Raw genomic sequence first — 18044 nt, 5'->3', positions numbered from 1 at the left:
AGGCGGCGGCGAGTGGTGTCAGCCTCGCGCACTACAGACATTCGCCGATCAGCGGTCGCTCACATGGGATATGATGCATGTATGAGACGGGCGGGGGCGAGACGCATGAACCAGCGAAACGGGCGGCCGGCATGATCACCCGGGCCGTTCTAGACGTTCCCCGTGTGGGGGCCGAAGGCCGTGTCGGGTGGACGCGCCGGCTCGCCACGCTGGCCATCGGCTTTGTCGTCCTGGGGTGGTCGGCCGCGAGCCATGCCGCGCCCGCATCGGACGACTTGCGCCGCATCGCCGCCATGGAAGTTGGTCTGAAGCCGGCCGGCGCGGCGGCGGGCGCGCGGCGCCTGTCGGACAGGATGGCGGAGCTGAAGGTGCCGGGTGTCAGCCTGGCCTACTTCAAGGACGGGCGGCTCCACTGGACCCGCACCTATGGTGTAGCCGACGTCGCCCACCCGACCCCAATCTCGCCCGAGACGCGGTTTCAGGCCGCGTCGTTGACGAAGCCCTTGGCGGCGACCGTCGCCCTGCGCCTCGTCGAGGCCGGCGCGCTCCAGCTCGACGAGGACGTGGAGCCGCGCCTGGTCTCGTGGAAGATGCCGGCCAGTGAGCTGACGCGGGACGAAAAGGTGACGCTGCGGCGGCTCCTCAGCCACACCGCCGGCCTCTCCGTGTCAGGCTTCCCCGGCTACGCTCAGAGCGCGGTGCTGCCGAACCCCGTTCAGGTGCTCTCCGGCGCGCCCCCCGCGATCACGCCGCCGGTCGTCCCGCTGACGACGCCGGGGACGAAGTGGAGCTACTCGGGCGGTGGCTACCAGGTCGCCGAACTTCTGATGGACGATGTGACCGGTACGCCGTTCGCCCGTTTGGCTGACCGCCACGTCCTGGGACCCGCGGGGATGAAGCTGTCGAGCCTCGAGCAGCCGCTCCCGGCCAGACTGGCGTCCAAGGCCGCCACTGGTCACAACTTCAACGGCGCGCCGCTGGCGGGTAGGTGGCATGTCTATCCGGAGCTGGCCTCGGCTGGCCTCTGGACGACACCCAGCGACTACGCCCGGTTCATGATCGGGCTGCAGAACGCCTACGCCGGACGCGGTCCCGCCTTGGTCAACCGGGCGTCTGCGCGCGCCATGATGACCCCGGTCCTGAACGGCTACGGGCTGGGGTGGAACCTCGTCCCGCGCGGGAAAACGGCCTCGTTCGAGCACCGCGGCGGCAACGCAGGGTTCCAGAGTTACGCCGCGGGGCTTCTGGACGGATCGCGGCAGGGCTTCGTGATCATGACCAATGGCGACCGGGGCATGATCCTCGTCAATGAGATCGCCGACGCCCTGGCGGCCGCCTACGACTGGCCGGCGCGGCGCTGACGGTTCCGTGGCGTGGCCGCTGCAGCAGACGTTCTCGCTCTCATCTGCGTCTGGCCCCTCGAAAGGTGTCGGGCGGATTGCCCGATCTCGGTCTGCCTTCTCACTTCGAATTGGCTCGCCTGAGCGAAGGGCGGTTCGGCGCCGGCTCCAGATGAAGCCAACGGCCCCTGCCGGCCCTCCGCGCCCCGACCCCCGCCGAAATGCGGACCGCCAGCACGCCCTCGCCCCGCTCCAACTCCCAACGCCCCGCTAGACCACCCACCCGTCCAACCCTCTACTATCCCCCCATGCTGGGGATGATCCTCAAATCGCCGCGGACGCCGCTGGTCGCCGAGGTCTGCGACGACCCCGAGCCCGGGCCGGGCGAGGTGCGGCTGCGGGTGCGGGCGTGCGGGGTCTGCCGGACCGACCTGCACGTGGTCGACGGCGACCTGCCGCCGCGGCGGGCGGGCGGGATCATCCCCGGGCACGAGATCGTCGGCGTGGTCGAGGCGGTGGGGCCGGGCGTCGCCGGCGTCGCGGTCGGCGCGCGGCGCGGCGTGCCGTGGCTGGGCTCCACCTGCGGGACCTGCCGCTACTGCCGCGAGGGGCAGGAGAACCTCTGCGATGATCCGGGCTTCACCGGCTGGACCCGGCACGGCGGCTACGCCGACACGGTGATCGCCCGCGCCGACTTCTGCTTCCCGCTGCCCGAGGCCCTGAGCGACGTGGCGGCCGCGCCGTTGCTGTGCGCCGGGCTGATCGGCTTCCGGTCGTGGCGGATGGCCTGCGCGGGGCGGCCGGTGGCGGCGCTGGGCCTCTACGGCTTCGGGGCGGCGGCGCACCTGCTGGCGCAGCTCGCCATCCACGAGGGCCAGCGGGTCCATGCCTTCACGCGCCCCGGCGACGGCCCCGCCCAGGCCCTGGCGCGCGAGCTCGGCTGCGCCTGGGCGGGCGATGCGGGAGAGGCGCCGCCCGAGCCGCTGGACGCGGCGATCATCTTTGCGCCGGTGGGCGACCTCGTCCCCGCCGCCCTGGCCGCGGTGCGCAAGGGCGGCACGGTGGTCTGCGGCGGCATCCACATGAGCGACATCCCGCAGTTCCCCTATCGCCTGCTGTGGGAGGAGCGGCGGCTGGTCTCGGTGGCCAACCTCACCCGGCAGGACGCGGTGGACTACCTGCCCCGCGCCGCGGCGGCCGGCGTCCGTGCGCACGTGACGACCTATCCCCTGGCCGAGGCCAATGCCGCCCTCGACGACCTCCGCACCGGCCGGCTGACCGGTGCGGCGGTGCTGGTTCCCTAGGCCGCCCCTAGGCAGCCTTCTGGGGCATCGGCCCCACGTAGACGCTGGCAGGACGGATCAGCCGGCCGCCCGAGAGCTGCTCGCGGGCGTGGGCCAGCCAGCCGGCCACGCGGCCCATGGCGAAGACGCAGGTGAAGGCGCTGGGCGGGAAGTCGAGCGCCTCCAGCAGCAGGGCGGTGTAGAACTCGACGTTGGTCTCCAGCGAGCGGTTCGGCTTGTGCTCGCGCAGGATGGCGAGGGCGGCGGCCTCCACCGCCTCGGCGAACTCCAGCCGGCCCTGGCGGGCGTCGAGCCAGCGCACGGCGGTCTTCAGCGCGTCGGCCCGCGGGTCGCGCACCTTGTAGATCCGGTGGCCGAAGCCCATCAGCCGGTCGCCGCGGGCCAGGGCCGCCTCGATCCAGGCGCGGGCGTTCCCCGGCTCGCCGATCTCGTCCAGCATCTCGATCACCGGCCCCGGCGCCCCGCCGTGCAGCGGGCCCTTCAGGGCGCTGATCCCGGCCAGGACCGCCGAGGTGAGGCCGGCGCGGGTGGAGGCGACCACCCTGGCCGCGAAGGTCGAGGCGTTGAGGCCGTGGTCGCAGACGGTCACCAGGTAGGTGTCCAGCGCGTCGGCCTCGGCCTTGGTGGCGGGCGTTCCGCGCAGCATCCGCAGGATGTCGGCGCTGTGCCGCATCGCCGCATCCGGCGCCACGGGGGCCTCGCCGGCCTGGGCGCGGACGACCGCGGCGGTGAAGACGGCTGGCGCTGCGAGCAGGCGCAGGGCCACCTGCGCGTCGTCCCCGTCGGCCAGCCGGGCGGTGAGGGCGCGCATGGCCTCGATCGGCGTGCGGTCCAGGAGGCCGGTGTCGAGGGCGGCGACCTCGGCGAACACCTCCACGCGCGCGGCGCCCAGGGCGGCGGGGATGTCGGCCGGCAGGTCGGGGTAGAAGCCGCCGAACAGCAGCCCCACCGCGTCCTCGAAGGTGGTGCGGCCGGCCAGCTCGTCCAGCGAGCGGCCGCGGATGATCAGGCGCCCGTTCGCGCCGTCCACTTCGCTCAGCACCGTCTCGGCGGCGACGACGCCTTCGAGGCCATCGGATGTTCCGGTCATGGGCAGATCTCCATCTCTCGTCTTGACGACGAGAAACGCCTTCGCAGTTGCGAAATCAAGATTGATCAATATGATCAATATATGCCCCAGGCCGACTGGATCAGCGCCGACGCCGCCAAGGCCCTTCTGGGTGTTCGATCACAAACTCTGTACGCCTACGTCAGCCGCGGCCGGATCAGCGTCCGGCCCGATCCCGACGACCCCCGCCGCAGCCTCTACCGCGCCGCCGACATCGCGGCCCTGGCCGAGCGCAAGTCCCGCAGCCGCAAGATCTCGGACGTCGCCGCGGGGGCGATCAGCTGGGGCGAGCCGGTGCTGGCCTCGGCGATCACCACGGTGCAGGGCGGCCGGCTCTACTACCGTGGCCGCGACGCCATCCGCCTGGCCGAGACCGAGACGCTGGAGGGGGTGGCGCGGCTGCTGCGCGGCGGCCACGGCGCGGCGCTGAAGCGCACCGAGCGCCCGGCGCCGCCCGAGGGTCGGGATATCCGGATGCGGGCCTACCTCGCCCTGGCGCAGCGCGCCGCGGTCGACCCGCCCGCCCGCGGCCGCGCGCCGCTGGCGCTGGCTGTGGAGGCCGCCACGCTGATGGACGTCCTGGCCGACGCCATCGCCGGCGACGTGGGCGTCGGGCCGATCCACAACCGCCTCGCCCTGGCCTGGGGGCAGGCGCCGGGCGGGCCGGGCGCCGACCTGATCCGGCGGATGCTGGTGCTGGTGGCCGACCACGAGCTCAACGCCTCGGCCTTCGCGGCGCGGGTCGCGGCGTCGACGGGGGCCTCGCTGAGCGCGGCGTGCCTTGCGGGCCTCGCGACCCTCTCCGGCCCCCGCCACGGCGGCGCGACGGTGGCGGTGCGGCGCTTTGCGGCGGAGGCCGCCGACCTCGGCCCCCGCGAGGCCATCGCCGCGCGGCTGTCCGACGACCGGGCGCTGCCCGGCTTCGGCCACAACCTCTATCCCGATGGCGACCCGCGCGCCGCCGCGCTGCTGTCGAGGTTCGCGCCCACGGCCGAACTCGCCCGGCTGCAGGAGGCGGTGAAGGCGGTGACGGGCCTCGACCCCAACATCGACTTCGCCCTGATCGCCGCCTGCGAGGCGCTGGCCCTGCCGCAGGACGCGCCCTTCGCCATCTTCAGCGCCGCCCGCTGCGCCGGCTGGATCGCCCACGCCATCGAGCAGGGCCAGACCGACAGCCTGATCCGGCCCCGCGCGCGCTACGTGGGGCCGGAGCCGGAACTGGTCTAGGCCCGCTCGTGGACCCGCTCCTCGGCTTCGAGGGCGTGGTTCAACCGACCCACCATCTCCTTCGGGCAGACCTGCCAGAATCGGCCGACCTCGGCGTCCCAGTTGCGCAGGAGTTCGAGAGCGTGCGCCGAGCCGGTTTCGCGCTGGTGTTCCTCGACGAGGTCACGCAGCACACCCAGCCAGTGGGGGTTCGCCACCCGGCAGGTGACGACGCTCTCACCGTTGAGCTGGCGCTGGAAGGTATCGTCGGGGTCGTAGACGAAGGCCATGCCGCCGGTCATGCCGGCCGCGAAGTTGAAGCCCACCGGCCCCAGGATCACGGCTGTGCCGCCGGTCATGTACTCCAGCCCGTTGGCGCCGCAGCCTTCGATCACGGCCGTGGCGCCGGAGTTGCGCACCCCGAACCGCTCGCCCGCCAGCCCCGCCGCGAACAGTCGTCCCGACGTCGCCCCGTAGAGCACGGTGTTGCCGATAAGGGCGTTGCGGTGCGGATTGGCCAGCGTCGGCGCGGGTCGGACCACGATCGTCGCGCCCGAGAGACCCTTGCCGACGTAGTCGTTGGCCTCGCCAGTCACTTCCAGGCGCAAGCCCTGCACCGCGAAGGCGCCCAGGCTTTGGCCGGCGGAGCCCTTGAGCTGAACCGTCAGGTGGCCCGCCGGCAGGCCGACCATGCCGAACTTGCGCACCATGTGGGATGAGGTTCGCGCGCCGATCGCCCGGGCCGTGTTCTGCACCGTGTAGGTGAGCTGCATCTTCTCGCCCCGCTCCAGCATCGGCGCTGCGTCGCGGACGATCTGGGCGTCGAGGGTGTCGGGGACCTCGTTGCGGCCCTCGATCGTGCAGTAGGGCTTGTTCGGGCCGGGGTCGGCCTTAACCAGCAGCGGGTTGAGGTCGAGGTCGTCCAGGTGCTCGCCCCCGCGGCTGACCTGCATCAGCAGGTCGGTGCGGCCGACGATGTCCTGCAGCGAGCGGGCGCCCAGCCGGCTGAGGATCTCGCGCACCTCCTCGGCGATGAAGGTGAAGAGGTTCACCACCTTGTCCGGCGTGCCGGTGAACTTGGCGCGCAGGGCCTCGTCCTGAGTGCAGACACCGACCGGGCAGGTGTTGGAGTGGCACTGGCGCACCATGATGCAGCCCATGGCGATCAGGCTCGCCGTGCCGATGCCGAACTCCTCGGCGCCCAGCATGGCGGCGATGACCACGTCCCGGCCGGTACGGATGCCGCCGTCGGTCCGCAGCAGCACGCGGTGGCGCAGGTTGTTGAGCGTCAGCACCTGGTGGGCTTCCGACAGGCCCATTTCCCACGGCCCGCCCGCGTACTTGATCGAGGTCTGCGGCGAGGCGCCGGTGCCGCCGACGTTGCCGGAGATCAGGATCACGTCGGCCTTGGCCTTGGCGACGCCCGCGGCGATCGCGCCGATGCCGGTCATGGCGACCAGCTTCACGGTGACCCGGGCGTCGGGGTTGATCTGCTTCAGGTCGTAGATGAGCTGCGCCAGGTCCTCGATCGAGTAGATGTCGTGGTGCGGCGGCGGGCTGATCAGCATCACCCCCGGCGTCGCGTGGCGCAGCCTTGCGATCAGCTCCGTGACCTTGAAGCCCGGAAGCTGGCCGCCCTCGCCGGGCTTGGCGCCCTGGCTGACCTTGATCTCGATCTCGCGGCACTGGTTCAGGTACTCGGCCGTCACGCCGAACCGGCCAGACGCAATCTGCTTCACCGCCGAGTTCGGGTTGTCGCCGTTCGGCAGGGGCTTGTAGCGCGCCCGGTCCTCGCCACCCTCGCCCGAGACGCTCTTTGCGCCGATCCGGTTCATGGCGATGTTGAGCGCGCCGTGCGCCTCAGGGCTGAGGGCGCCCAGGCTCATGCCCGGGGTGACGAAGCGCTTGCGGATCTCGTTGACGCTCTCGACCTCGTCGATCGCGACCGGCTTGGCTTCGGTCCGGATGTCGAGCAGGTCGCGGAGCTGGATGGCGGGCAGGGTGCGCATACCGTCCGAGAAGCGCTTGTAGAGGCCGTAGTCGCCCCGGTCGCAAGCCGACTGCAGCACGTGGATCATCCGCGCCTCGAAGGCGTGCGCCTCGCCCGAGCGGCGGGCCTTGTAGAAGCCGCCGACCGGCAGGCTGACGGCCGCCGGATCCCAGGCCTTTCGGTGGAGGTCGACGGTGCGGGACTCGATGCCGGCGAAGCCGATCCCAGAGATGCGCGAGGGCATCCCCGGGAAGAATTCGGCCACCAGCGAGCGCGACAGGCCCACGGCCTCGAAGTTGTAGCCGCCGCGATAGGACGAGATCACCGAGATGCCCATCTTGGCGATGATCTTCAGGAGCCCGGCCTCGACCGCCTTCTTGTGGTTCAGACACAGGTCGCGAAGCGTCAGCTCGCCGGTAAGACCGCGGTCCAGGCGGTCAAGGTAGCTGTCCTGCGCCAGGTAGGCGTTCACCGCCGTCGCGCCCACGCCGACCAGCACCGCATAGGCGTGGGTGTCGAGACACTCGGCCGAGCGGACAATGATCGAGACGTAGCTGCGAAGGCCCTTGCCGACCAGCCAGGCATGGACGCCCCCGGTGACCAGGATCATGGGCAGCGCGACGCGGTCGCGTCCGGAGCCTTCGTCGGTCAGGACGATCGTCGAGCATCCGCGCAGGGCCGCTTCTTCGGCCTCGCCGCGAATCCGGTCCAGGGCGGCGCGCAGCGTGTCGCCGTCGCGCGCCTCCCGGGCCGGGATCGGCATGGTGCAGTCGATGCGGGCGACGTTCTTCTCGCCGATGATCTCGACCACGCGCTCGTACATGCCGGTGGTGAGCACCGGGCTGTCCATGACGAAAACGTCGGTCTGGGTCTCGCTCTCGGCCAGGATGTTGCCGAGGTTCTTGAAGCGAGTCTTCAGGCTCATGACCGCCGACTCGCGCAGGGAGTCGATCGGCGGGTTGGTCACCTGGCTGAAGTTCTGTCGGAAGAAGTGGCTCAGCGGCCGGTACCGGTCGGACAGCACCGCCAGCGGGGTGTCGTCGCCCATCGAGCCGACGGCTTCCTTCCCTTCCTCGACCATGGGGGCGAGGATCAGTTCCAGGTCCTCCAGCGTCAGGCCCGCGGCGGCCTGGCGGCGCACCAGCTCCTCGCGGCCGAACAGGCGGGGCTCCGGGCCCGGACCGATCTGGTCCTCAAGGTTCACCATGTTGCCCAGCCAGCGGTCGTAGGGGTGCTGGGCGGCGAGGCGGTCGATGATCGCCTCTTCGCCGTAGAGGCGGCCCTCGACGAGGTCGACCGCCAGCATCCGGCCGGGCTGGATGTGGCTCTTGCGGACGATCCGCGATTCCTCGACGCGGCACATCCCGGCCTCGGACCCGACGATCAGCAGGCCGTCGGACGTTTCGGCGACGCGCAGCGGACGCAGGCCGCTCCGGTCCTTGCCGGCCACCACCCAGCGGCCGTCGCTGGCGCAGACGGCGGCGGGGCCGTCCCACGGCTCCATCACCGCGTTGCAGTACGAATAGAGCGCGCGATGTTCGGGCTTCATCTGCGCTTCCGGCCGGGCGTTCCAGGCCTCGGGGATCAGCAGGGCCTTCGCCATGGGCGCCTCGCGGCCGGCGCGCACCAGCACCTCGAAGGTGTTGTCGAGGGCCGCGGAGTCCGAACCGCCAGGCTGGATCACCGGCTTGATGTCATCCTGGTAGTCGCCGAAGGCCCCGGCCGCCATGCGGATCTCGTGGCTCTTCATCCAGTTGACGTTGCCCTTCAGCGTGTTGATCTCGCCGTTGTGGGCCAGCATCCGGAACGGCTGGGCCAGGCGCCACTCCGGGAAGGTGTTGGTCGAGTAGCGCTGGTGGAACACAGCCACCGCGGCCTGAAACCGAGGGTCCGTCAGGTCCGGGTAGAACTCGTCGATGTGCTGGGCGAGGAACATGCCCTTGTAGATCAGCGCCCGGGCCGACAGCGAGCAGATGTAGAAGTGCTGGATGTTGGCGGCGGCGACCCGCTTCTCGATCCGCTTGCGGCAGAGGAACAGTGCCCGCTCCAGCGCCTCGCCCTCCAGGCCCTGGGGCGGCGAGAGCATGATCTGCTCGATCTCGGGCCGGGTGGCGTTGGCCTTCTCGCCGATCACCGAGGTGTCGGTCGGCACCTGTCGCCAGCCGTAGATGTAGAAGCCGAAGCGCAGGGCCTCGCTCTCCACGATCGTGCGCGCGGCCTCCTGGGCGGCGAGGTCGGTGCGGGGCAGGAACACCTGGCCCACGGCGATCGGGCCGGGACGCACCACGTGGCCGATGCGCTCGACGTGGGCGGCGAAGAAGTCGCGCGGCACGCTGACCAGCACGCCGGCGCCGTCGCCGGTCTTGCCGTCGGCGTCGACCGCGCCCCGGTGCCAGACGGCCTTCAGCGCGCGGATGGCCAGCTCGACCACCTCGCGGCGCGGCTTGCCGTCGATGGCGCAGACCAGACCCACGCCGCAGGCGTCGTGCTGGGCGGTGATGTCGTAGCCGCCGTTGGCCTCCAGCAGGCGCAGGCGGTCGTGTTCGTAACGGGCGAGGATGTCGGTCACGGGAGTCACTCCGCCGGCTGGAGGGCGTCGGCGCGGGCGTGCGCGGCGAGGTAGCGGTGGATGGCGTCGGCGGCGTCGCGGCCGTCGCGGATGGCCCAGACCACGAGCGAGGCGCCGCGGACGATGTCGCCCGCCGCGAAGACCCCCGGAATCGAGGTCATCAGGTTGCGAAGGTCGGCCTTCACCGTGCCCCAGCGGGTGACGTCCAGGTCGTGGGCCTCGAGGGCGGTCTGCAGGTCTTCAGGGTCGAAGCCGAGCGCCTTGATCACCAGGTCCGCCTTGAGGTCGAAGTCGGCGCCGGGAATCTCTTCCGGGCTCTGGCGGCCGGAGGCGTCGGGCGCGCCGAGGCGCATGCGCGCGGCCTTCAGGCCGGCGGCCTTCAACGCTTCGCCGGTGACGGCTTTCGGCGCCGCAAGCCACTCGAAGATCACGCCTTCCTCAATGGCGTTCGCGACCTCGCGGTCCGAGCCGGGCATGTTCTCCCGGTCGCGCCGATAGAGGCAGGTCACCGAAGTGGCGCCCTGGCGGATGGCGGTGCGCACGCAGTCCATGGCCGTGTCGCCGCCGCCGATCACCACCACGTGCTTGCCGTCGGCGTTCAGCCGTCCGTCGTCGAACTCCGGAACCGTGTCGCCGAGGCCCTTGCGGTTCGAAGCGATCAGGTAGTCGAGCGCGGCCACCACGCCTTCCGACCCGGCGCCCGGCACGCTGAGTTCGCGGGCCTTGTAGACGCCGGTGGCGATCAGCACCGCGTCATGCCGCTCGCGCAGCTGCTGCAGGGTGGCGTCTCGGCCGACCTCGAAACCCAGGACGTACTCGACCCCGCCCTCCGCAAGGCGGCGGGTTCGCCGCTCCACGACGTCCTTCTCCAGCTTGAAACCGGGGATGCCGTAGACCAGCAGGCCGCCGGGCCGGTCGTGGCGGTCGTAGACCGTCACCGCATAGCCCTGCTCGCGCAGGCGCTCGGCGGCGGCCAGACCCGCGGGGCCCGCGCCTATGATCCCGACGGACTGGCCACGGTCACGGGCAGCCGCCAGCGGTCGCACCCAGCCTTCCTCCCAGGCCTTGTCGGACAGGTAGCGCTCGACCGCGCCGATGGTGACCGTGCCGTGACCCGACTGCTCGATGACGCAGTTCCCTTCGCACAGCCGGTCCTGCGGACAGATGCGCCCACAGATTTCGGGCATGGCGTTGGTGGCCTGGGAGAGGGCGTAGGCTTCCTCCAGCCGGCCCTCGGCCGTCATCCGCAGCCAGTCCGGGATGTTGTTATGGAGCGGGCAGTGGGTCTGGCAGAACGGCACGCCGCATTGCGAACAGCGCGAGGCCTGCTCGGCCGCCTTGGCGTCGATGAAGTCGCGGTAGATCTCGTGGAAGTCGTGCGCGCGCGCCTCGGCCTCGCGCTTCTCCGGCGTCGCCCGCGGCGTGACGGTGAACTTCAGCATGCGCTCGGCCATGGCCGCGACCTCCGGAACCCGAGCCGGCCAAATAGACACAGATTTCCGCCTGGGAAAGACTATAATCCAAATATGGGACCATAGTGCGGCTGCATCTTAGCTCCACCCATGATGTACGACGGGCGCTTTCCTCTAATAGTCCAATTTTGAGATTAACGGCGAAGCGGCATAGGGTGCGCGGCCTTTGCTGTGTTGAGAGGGACGCCGTGCTGCCGGATTGGGTCTATGCGATCGTGCTCGCCGTCATCGAGGGCCTGACCGAGTTCATCCCGGTCTCGTCCACGGGCATGATGCTGCTGGCGAAGCAGGCCATGGGGCTGCCGGACGGCTTCTGGGACACCTTCGCGGTGATGATCCAGCTCGGCGCGATCCTGGCGGTAGTGGTCCTCTACTTCGGAAAGCTCTGGAAGCAGGTGATCAGCCTGCCGACCGACCCTGAGGCGCGGCGGTTCGCGCTCAGCGTCATCCTGGCCTTCGTGCCATCGATCGTGCTGGGGCTCGCCTTCCACGACTTCATCAAGGCGGTGCTGTTCGACAGCCCGGAGATCCAGTGCATCTCGCTGATCCTGGGCGGGATCGTGCTGCTGTTCATCGATCGCTGGGCGCCGCCGCCGGTCGCCCATGACGCGTTCAAGCTGCCGCTGGTGAAGGCCTTCGCCATCGGCATGTTTCAGGTGCTGGCGATGATGCCGGGCGTGTCGCGGTCGGGCGCCACCATCGTCGGCGGCATGCTGTTCGGGGTCGAGAAGCGCGCCGCAGCGGAGTTCACCTTCTTCCTGGCGATTCCGACGATGCTGGGCGCCTTCGTGCTCGACGCCTGGGAGAGCCGCTCTCAGCTCACGGCCGATACGATGCCCCTGATCGCGCTGGGGTTCGTGGTGGCCTTCGTCGTGGCCCTGGTGGTGATCCGCACCATGCTGGCGGTGGTCACCAGCCGCGGCCTCGCGCCGTTCGGCTGGCTGCGCATCGCCATCGGCGGCGCGGGCCTGGCGCTGCTGAGCCTGACCTGATCGGAATGGACCGGGCCGGGCTCAGGCCCGGCCGGCTTCCATCTCGCGCGCGTCCTGGTCGGCGTACTGGCCGCCCTTGCGGTAGCGGTAGAGGTAGGTCGGCAGAACGGCCTCGAGCGAGGTCGGCGTGATCCCCAGCTCCGCCAGGCCGGGAGCCTGGCCGCTGACCACGTTGTCGGCCTTCAGCAGTGTGACCTGGTCGGACGTGATCGGGGGTGGAAGGATCGCTGAAACGAGATCGCCCACGCTGCCGAGCATGCCGGCGACCGGCCACGGAACGGGGACGAGGGCGCGGCGCTGATCCGTCTCGGCCAGCATCATCTCCAGCAGTTCCCGGAAGGTGTGCGTGGCGGGGCCGCCCAGTTCATAGGTCTTGGCCGCCGCGCCGGGATCGGTGACGATCTTCGCCAGCGCACGGCCGACATCACCCACGAACACCGGCTGGAAGCGGGTATGCCCGCCGCCGATCAGCGGCAGCACCGGGCTGAACTGGGCCATGGCGGCGAAGCGGTTGAAGAAGCCGTCGCCCTGGCCGAACACGATGGACGGCCGCACGATCGCGGCGTCCGCGTAGACCGCGCGTACTGCGGCCTCGCCCTCTGCCTTGGTGCGGGCGTACTTCGACGCCGAGTTCGGATCGGCGCCGAGGGCCGACATCTGGATCATCCGCGCCACGCCCTGAGCCCTGGCGGCTTCTGCGACGTTCTTCGCGCCCATGGCGTGGACAGCCTGGAAGCCCTGGCGCCCGCCCTCGTACAGAACGCCGACAAGGTTGAGCGCCGCTGTCGCGCCCTCGAGCGCGCGATTCAGCGAATCAGGGCTGCGGATGTTGGCCTGAGCGATGTCCACCTGGCCGACATCGCCAAGCAGGCGCATGCGATAGGCGAGGTTGGGATTGCGCACCGCGACCCGGATGCGCCAGCCGGCCTTGGCCAGGTAGCGCACGGCCTGCGTCCCGATAAAGCCGGATCCCCCGAAGACGGTGACGAGGTTTTGCATGGCGGCGTGACCGGTCCTCTGGCCCCTGGAAAGCCTGCGGCTTAGACGATGCGGCCCCGCGCCGCAATGCGACTGAGCCGTCATCCCAAAAGGCGCGTTGACCACGGGGGTTCGGCGCCATATGTAGCCGCCTCCCGATCCGACGGGTTGGGCCCAGGTGGCGGAATTGGTAGACGCGCTGGCTTCAGGTGCCAGTGGCTTAACGGCCGTGAAGGTTCGAGTCCTTTCCTGGGCACCACCCGTCGGTCGGGATGTTGCTCTTCCCGATCAGATTTAGCGATCAGCGGGCGCCAGACCGGCGCTGGCGGCTGCCCGCGCATGACGAAGGCGACGAGGGATTTCCCCGCCGCCTTCATGGTCGTCGACCTGTAGGGAGATGTCGGGCGGCCGCAGCGACCGCCCTTCCTCAGGCTCAGTGCATCTTGAAGCGGATCGGCACCGACTTCGGGCCGCAGACGAAGCTGGCTTCCATGCGCCGGCCGGGGCCGTCCATCTCCACCGACTCAAGGCGCGGCAGCAGCTCTTCCCAGAGGACCCGCATCTCCATACGGCCCAGGTGCTGGCCAAGGCACACGTGGGCGCCATAGCCGAAGGCCACGTGCTTGTTGGGCGTGCGGGTGACGTCGAAGTCGTAGGGATTGTCGAACACCGCCTCGTCGCGATTGCCGGACGGATAGCTCAGGAACAGCCAGTCGCCCTTGGCGATCTTCTTCCCGGCCAGCTCGGTGTCCTCGGTCGCGGTGCGCATGAAATGCTTCACCGGCGTCTCCCACCGGATCGATTCCTCGATCAGCCCCTTGATGAGGGAGGGGTCCTCCTTGACCTTCTTGAACTGGGCCGGGTTCTCGGCCAGGGCCCAGAGGGCTCCCGCCGTGGTGCTGGAGGTGGTGTCGTGGCCCGCGGTGGCCGCGATGATGTAGTAGCTCATGGCCTCCAGATGGCCGAGCGGCTGGCCCTCGATCTGGCCATTGGCGATGATGCTGGCCAGGTCGCCGCGCGGGTTGCGGCGACGGTCCTCGGTCATCTCGTTGAAGTAGGCGATGAAGTCCGCGACCGTGCCCTGGATGTTGGCGAGGGCCTGGTCGGTGTCGCCCACCTGGCCCTGGCTGCGGTTCAGCTCGGGGTCGGCGCTGCCGAACAGTTCCTGGGTCAGCTTCAGCATCCGCGGCTCGTCGGCCTCGGGCACGCCCAGCACCTCCATGATCACGTGCAGCGGGTAGAGGAAGGCCACGTCCTTGGCGAAGTCGCAGCGGTCGCCATGGGCGGCCATCCGGTCGACGAAGCCGCGCGCGATCTCGCGGACCCGATCTTCCAGCGGGCGCAGGTTTTGCGGCGCGAAATAGCCCTGGGTAAGGCGGCGGTAGTTGGCGTGGTCCGGGTTGTCCATCTGGACCAGCGAGCGGACCAGGTGCGGCGAGCCGCCCATCATCGCGCGAACCTTCCGGTCGGCCTCGATGGTGGTGAGGACGGTCGACCGGTCACCGTTGTGGAAGAGCTCGTTCTTCAGCTCCACCTCGCGGATATCCGCCTGGCGGGTCACGACCCAGAACGGGTCGAAGCCTTCGACCTCCGCAACGTCCAGCGGGGAGTCGGCCCGCAGCGCGCGGAACGCATCCTCAATCGGCTGGAAGGCGGCGTAGGCCTTCGGATCCACGATGGTTTCGGCGATCTCCTTGGCGATCATGTCGCGACTTCCCTCTCCTGCCGGCGGCGCCGGGTGTTCGTTGCGCTGAACGTAAGTCCAACTTGCTATACGTTCAACAAGTAAGTACGAATCGGGCCATGGGCCAGGCGATGCGGCGCACACAGGCGGAACGAAGCGACGAGTCCGAGCGGAGGCTCTTGGACGCGACGGCGCGCGTGGTGGCGGAGCACGGCGTGTCGGCCGCGACCTTCGACGCCATCGGCCGCAGCGCGGGCTACAGCCGGGGGCTGGCGACTCAGAAGTTCGGTTCCAAGCAGGGGCTGATCGAGGCGCTGATCTCGGACCTGCACGATCAGCAGGAGGCGAAGCTTGCCGCCTATCACCTCGACCAGCGTCCGGGCCTCGAGGCCGTGCTGGAATACGTCGACCTCTACCTCCGACACCTGGGCGACAGCCCGGCCTCGCGCGCCTACTTCATGCTGCTGGCGGGTTCGGTCGCCGACGCATCGGACCTGCGCGCGGCGTTCGAACGCTCGCACGAGCGGGTGAAGGCGCGGCTGGTCAGCCTGATCCGGCGGGGCCAGGCGGGGGGCGGCCTGCGGCCGGAGCTCGACGCCGACTCGGCGGCGCTGATGGTGGGCTCGCTGCTGCTGGGCGTGAGCGTGCAGTGGCTGGTCGACCCGCAGGTCGACCTCGACGCGATCCGGCGCACCAGCCTGCAGACACTGAAGCTGGCGCTCGCGGCGCCGGCCGGGAAATAACAGAAGAACGGGAGGGGCCCGCGTGACACAGGAACCCTACAAGACCTGGCAATGCCGCACCTGCGGCTACCTCTATGACGAGGAAGCGGGCGATCCGGGCGAAGGACTCGCCCCGGGCACGCGCTGGGCCGACATTCCGGCGGATTGGGTGTGCCCTCTTTGCGGCACGCCCAAGGCCGATTTCGACATGGTGGAGATCTAGGCGGTATCGGGCGGCGTCGCTATGCGCCGCGCCGAACACCGGGCGGCCTCACGCGGCCTTGGCTATCTCGCGCTTGAGGGCCGAGATCGCGACGCCCACAGCGCTGCTGGCGGCCGCATAGGTCGTTCCCGCGCCGAGGAGCTGGGTGGCCGCGTCGTAGTTCCGCGCGTTGATCTCGCGGGCCACCTGACCGGCGGCGCGGTGAAAGGCCGTATGCTTCGTGCCGAGGTCGCTGAACATGACCGACGCACCGTGTGCACGCTTGCCTTCACCCTGCAGCCAGCGGCCGAGCTCGCAGCAGTTGTCGGCGGCGATGGTGGCTGCATCCACCGCTTCACAGCGTTCGATGGCGCTGCGCAGCTTGATCTTCCATTCGGTATGGGCCGCGATGGCCGAATCCAGGTTCATCTGCCTTCCTCTTTCATCTCGCGACGAAGTCTGAAGCGCTCGCGAGGTGAAGGGCGGCTTAATAGGCGGGTCTCGTGACACAAACTGGGTAGGGACCTATAAGCCGCAGGACGAAGGCCGTCGAAACGGCCTCGGCCGGGCCTGCCAGGCAAGCCCATGCCGTTGAGGTTGGAGTTCTAGGCCGAAGTGACCACTTACGTTCATGAAGGCGACCTGCCTGTCGGCGTGCTGGCCGGGGCGAGCGCCGTTGCTGTCGATTCCGAAACCATGGGGCTACGCCTGGGGCGTGACCCGCTCTGCGTGGTCCAACTCTCCGACGGGCAGGGCGACGCCCACTTGGTGAAGCTTGATCGCTCGACCTACGACGCGCCCAATCTCAAACGCCTGCTGACCGATCCTGCGGTGCTGAAGATCTTTCACTTCGGCCGCTTCGATATCGCCATGTTCTCGCTGCACCTGGGCGTGGTGACCGCACCCGTCTACTGCACCAAGATCGCCTCGAAGCTCGCTCGCACCTACACGGATCGCCACGGCCTGAAGGACGTGACCAAGGAACTGCTGGGGGTCGACATCTCCAAGGCGCAGCAGAGCTCGGACTGGGGCGCGGCCAAGTTGTCGGACGATCAGGTGGCGTATGCCGCGTCGGACGTCCTGAACCTGCACGCCCTCAAGACCCGCCTGGACGACATGCTTGCCCGCGAGGGCCGCGACCACCTGGCGAAGGCCTGCTTCGACTTCCTCCCGCAACGCGCCCTGCTGGACGTGGCGGGGTGGGAGGATGTCGATATCTTCGCGCATGCTTAGATAGGTCCCATGACGGCCGCTCACGCCCCGATCTCCGCCGAGCCCCGCCGCGCCGATTTCGAGCGCTGGCGCCGCCGTTCGCGCCTGATCCGCACGCTGCGCGTGGTCCTGCCCGCCGTGATCGTCCTGATCTTCCTCGGCCTGATCGGCAGCGTCGCCTGGTCCACCTTCAACGCCCAGCCCCGGGCGGCGCAGGTGGGTGATGAGCCCATCCGCCTGATCAGCCCCCGCTTCGTCGGCCGCGACGACAAGGGGCGGGCTTTCGTGCTGACGGCCGAGTCCGCGATACGCGATCGGCTCGACTACCAGCGCGTGATCCTGAAGAAGCCGGCGCTGGTGCTGGACGAAAACGGTCCCGACCAGATGCGGATCAACGGCGCCGACGGGGTCTTCCACGAGCAGAGCGGGAAGCTGGAATTGTCGAATGGGGTGCGCATGGAGGACGCCGAAAACGCCTTCACGACCGCGGCTTCGCTGTTCGACACCAAGACCGGCGAGGTCGTGGGTTCAGGCCCCATTCAGGGCGCGGGTGGTCTTGGAGAAATCCAGGCTCAGTCCTATGGCGTATACGGCAAGGGCGAGACCATGGTTTTCAAGGGCGGCGTCCGCACGCGACTTGAGACGAAGAAATAGGCGGCGAGCGCAGAAAGAAAAAAGATGAAGTCCCTCGTCATTCCCACCGTCATCGCCGCGGCCCTGATGGCCGCTACGACGGCGCACGCCCAGCAACTCGGCCCCAACTCGGAAGGTCCGGTCGACATCACTGCCGATGAGCTAGAAGTCCAGAACAAGGCCTGCGTCTCCACCTGGCGCGGCAAGGCCGAAGCTCTTCAGGGGCAGGCGCGTCTGCGCGCGGACGTCATTCGGGCGATCTTCGCCACCAAGCCGGGCGCGGCCGGCGGTACGGGCACAGGCGCCTGCGGCGACCTCATCCGGATGGAGGCCGAGGGCTCGGTCTACTACGTGACCTCCAAGGACCAGCGCGTCCGCGGCGACAACGGCGTCTATGACGCGCAGAACTCGACGGTCACGCTCACCGGGGACGTCGTGGCGGTGCAGGGGCAGAACGTGCTGCGCGGCTCCAGGATGGTGTTCAACACCGAAACCGGCGAGGGTCGTATGGTCGGCACGGCCACGGGCAAGAACGCCAGCGCCCGCCCGCGCGGCGTCTTCTATCCCTCCAAGAAGTCGCAGAGCGCCTCGAAGTGAACGCGCCGGAGCGGATCCAGACCCAGGCCAAGGGC

General features: G+C 69.7%; 15 protein-coding genes and 1 tRNA gene. 10 read left to right on the top strand and 6 right to left on the bottom strand.

The window, feature by feature from the left end; genetic code table 11:
- Window positions 1-131 precede the first annotated feature (131 nt).
- Together DJ019_RS14930 and DJ019_RS14925 are read left to right on the top strand one after the other, a co-directional pair.
- Complete coding sequence (locus DJ019_RS14930) at window positions 132-1361, top strand: serine hydrolase domain-containing protein (RefSeq protein ID WP_165844024.1); 1230 nt, start codon at window positions 132-134, stop codon at window positions 1359-1361.
- Between the two features lie 287 nt (window positions 1362-1648).
- Window positions 1649-2644 (top strand): zinc-dependent alcohol dehydrogenase family protein, encoded by a 996-nt coding sequence (locus DJ019_RS14925; protein WP_111276833.1) that lies wholly within the window; start codon window positions 1649-1651, stop codon window positions 2642-2644.
- A 7-nt stretch (window positions 2645-2651) separates the two neighbouring features.
- Here the strand turns inward: DJ019_RS14925 and DJ019_RS14920 are convergent, their stop codons facing one another.
- Entirely contained in the window at window positions 2652-3734 is a 1083-nt protein-coding gene (locus DJ019_RS14920; protein ID WP_111276832.1) for a citrate synthase/methylcitrate synthase, read from the bottom strand.
- An 81-nt stretch (window positions 3735-3815) separates the two neighbouring features.
- On the opposite strand from DJ019_RS14920, the gene DJ019_RS14915 reads away from it, so the two are divergent.
- Window positions 3816-4979 (top strand): citrate synthase, encoded by a 1164-nt coding sequence (locus tag DJ019_RS14915; protein WP_111276831.1) that lies wholly within the window; start codon window positions 3816-3818, stop codon window positions 4977-4979.
- Here the strand turns inward: DJ019_RS14915 and gltB are convergent.
- Window positions 4976-9481 (bottom strand): glutamate synthase large subunit, encoded by a 4506-nt coding sequence (gene gltB, locus DJ019_RS14910; RefSeq protein WP_240606502.1) that lies wholly within the window; start codon window positions 9479-9481, stop codon window positions 4976-4978. The two genes, DJ019_RS14915 and gltB, sit on opposite strands and share 4 nt — an antisense overlap.
- A gap of 41 nt (window positions 9482-9522) precedes the next feature.
- Entirely contained in the window at window positions 9523-10971 is a 1449-nt protein-coding gene (locus tag DJ019_RS14905) for an NAD(P)-dependent oxidoreductase (RefSeq protein ID WP_111276830.1), read from the bottom strand.
- A 209-nt stretch (window positions 10972-11180) separates the two neighbouring features.
- Here DJ019_RS14905 and DJ019_RS14900 point away from each other — a divergent pair, with 209 nt between their 5' ends.
- A complete protein-coding gene (locus DJ019_RS14900; protein ID WP_111276878.1) occupies window positions 11181-11981 on the top strand; it encodes an undecaprenyl-diphosphate phosphatase in 801 nt (266 codons plus the stop codon).
- Window positions 11982-12002: 21 nt separating this feature from the next.
- On the opposite strand, the gene DJ019_RS14895 is transcribed toward DJ019_RS14900, so the two are convergent.
- Window positions 12003-12980: a complex I NDUFA9 subunit family protein gene (locus DJ019_RS14895; protein ID WP_111276829.1), complete on the bottom strand. Its 978-nt coding sequence runs from the start codon at window positions 12978-12980 to the stop codon at window positions 12003-12005.
- Between the two features lie 151 nt (window positions 12981-13131).
- On the opposite strand from DJ019_RS14895, the gene DJ019_RS14890 reads away from it, so the two are divergent.
- Window positions 13132-13218: transfer RNA gene (locus tag DJ019_RS14890), tRNA-Leu, on the top strand.
- 174 nt (window positions 13219-13392) lie between these two features.
- Here the strand turns inward: DJ019_RS14890 and DJ019_RS14885 are convergent.
- Window positions 13393-14664 (bottom strand): cytochrome P450, encoded by a 1272-nt coding sequence (locus DJ019_RS14885; protein WP_111276828.1) that lies wholly within the window; start codon window positions 14662-14664, stop codon window positions 13393-13395.
- Between the two features lie 158 nt (window positions 14665-14822).
- Between DJ019_RS14885 and DJ019_RS14880 the strand changes: the two genes are divergently transcribed.
- A complete protein-coding gene (locus tag DJ019_RS14880; protein ID WP_240606496.1) occupies window positions 14823-15386 on the top strand; it encodes a TetR/AcrR family transcriptional regulator in 564 nt (187 codons plus the stop codon).
- Window positions 15387-15408: 22 nt separating this feature from the next.
- A complete protein-coding gene (locus DJ019_RS14875; RefSeq protein WP_111276826.1) occupies window positions 15409-15588 on the top strand; it encodes a rubredoxin in 180 nt (59 codons plus the stop codon).
- Between the two features lie 48 nt (window positions 15589-15636).
- Here DJ019_RS14875 and DJ019_RS14870 read toward each other — a convergent pair whose 3' ends face one another.
- Window positions 15637-15996 (bottom strand): CZB domain-containing protein, encoded by a 360-nt coding sequence (locus DJ019_RS14870; protein ID WP_111276825.1) that lies wholly within the window; start codon window positions 15994-15996, stop codon window positions 15637-15639.
- A 186-nt stretch (window positions 15997-16182) separates the two neighbouring features.
- On the opposite strand from DJ019_RS14870, the gene DJ019_RS14865 reads away from it, so the two are divergent.
- From DJ019_RS14865 to DJ019_RS14855, 3 genes are read left to right on the top strand one after another with little or no spacing between them, the layout of a single operon-like run.
- Window positions 16183-16800, top strand: coding sequence for a ribonuclease D (locus tag DJ019_RS14865; protein ID WP_111276824.1), 618 nt, complete (start codon window positions 16183-16185; stop codon window positions 16798-16800).
- 9 nt (window positions 16801-16809) lie between these two features.
- Window positions 16810-17433, top strand: a complete 624-nt coding sequence (gene lptC, locus DJ019_RS14860; RefSeq protein ID WP_111276823.1) for an LPS export ABC transporter periplasmic protein LptC — start codon at window positions 16810-16812, stop codon at window positions 17431-17433.
- Window positions 17434-17457: 24 nt separating this feature from the next.
- Window positions 17458-18009, top strand: coding sequence for an LptA/OstA family protein (locus DJ019_RS14855; RefSeq protein ID WP_111276822.1), 552 nt, complete (start codon window positions 17458-17460; stop codon window positions 18007-18009).
- The last annotated feature ends 35 nt before the right edge of the window (window positions 18010-18044 follow it).

It is taken from the genome of Phenylobacterium kunshanense (assembly GCF_003254525.1).
Taxonomy (GTDB): Bacteria; Pseudomonadota; Alphaproteobacteria; order Caulobacterales; family Caulobacteraceae; genus Phenylobacterium; species Phenylobacterium kunshanense.
Note: the sequence above shows the minus strand (reverse complement) of the source record. Positions and strands in the feature narration are given on the sequence as shown.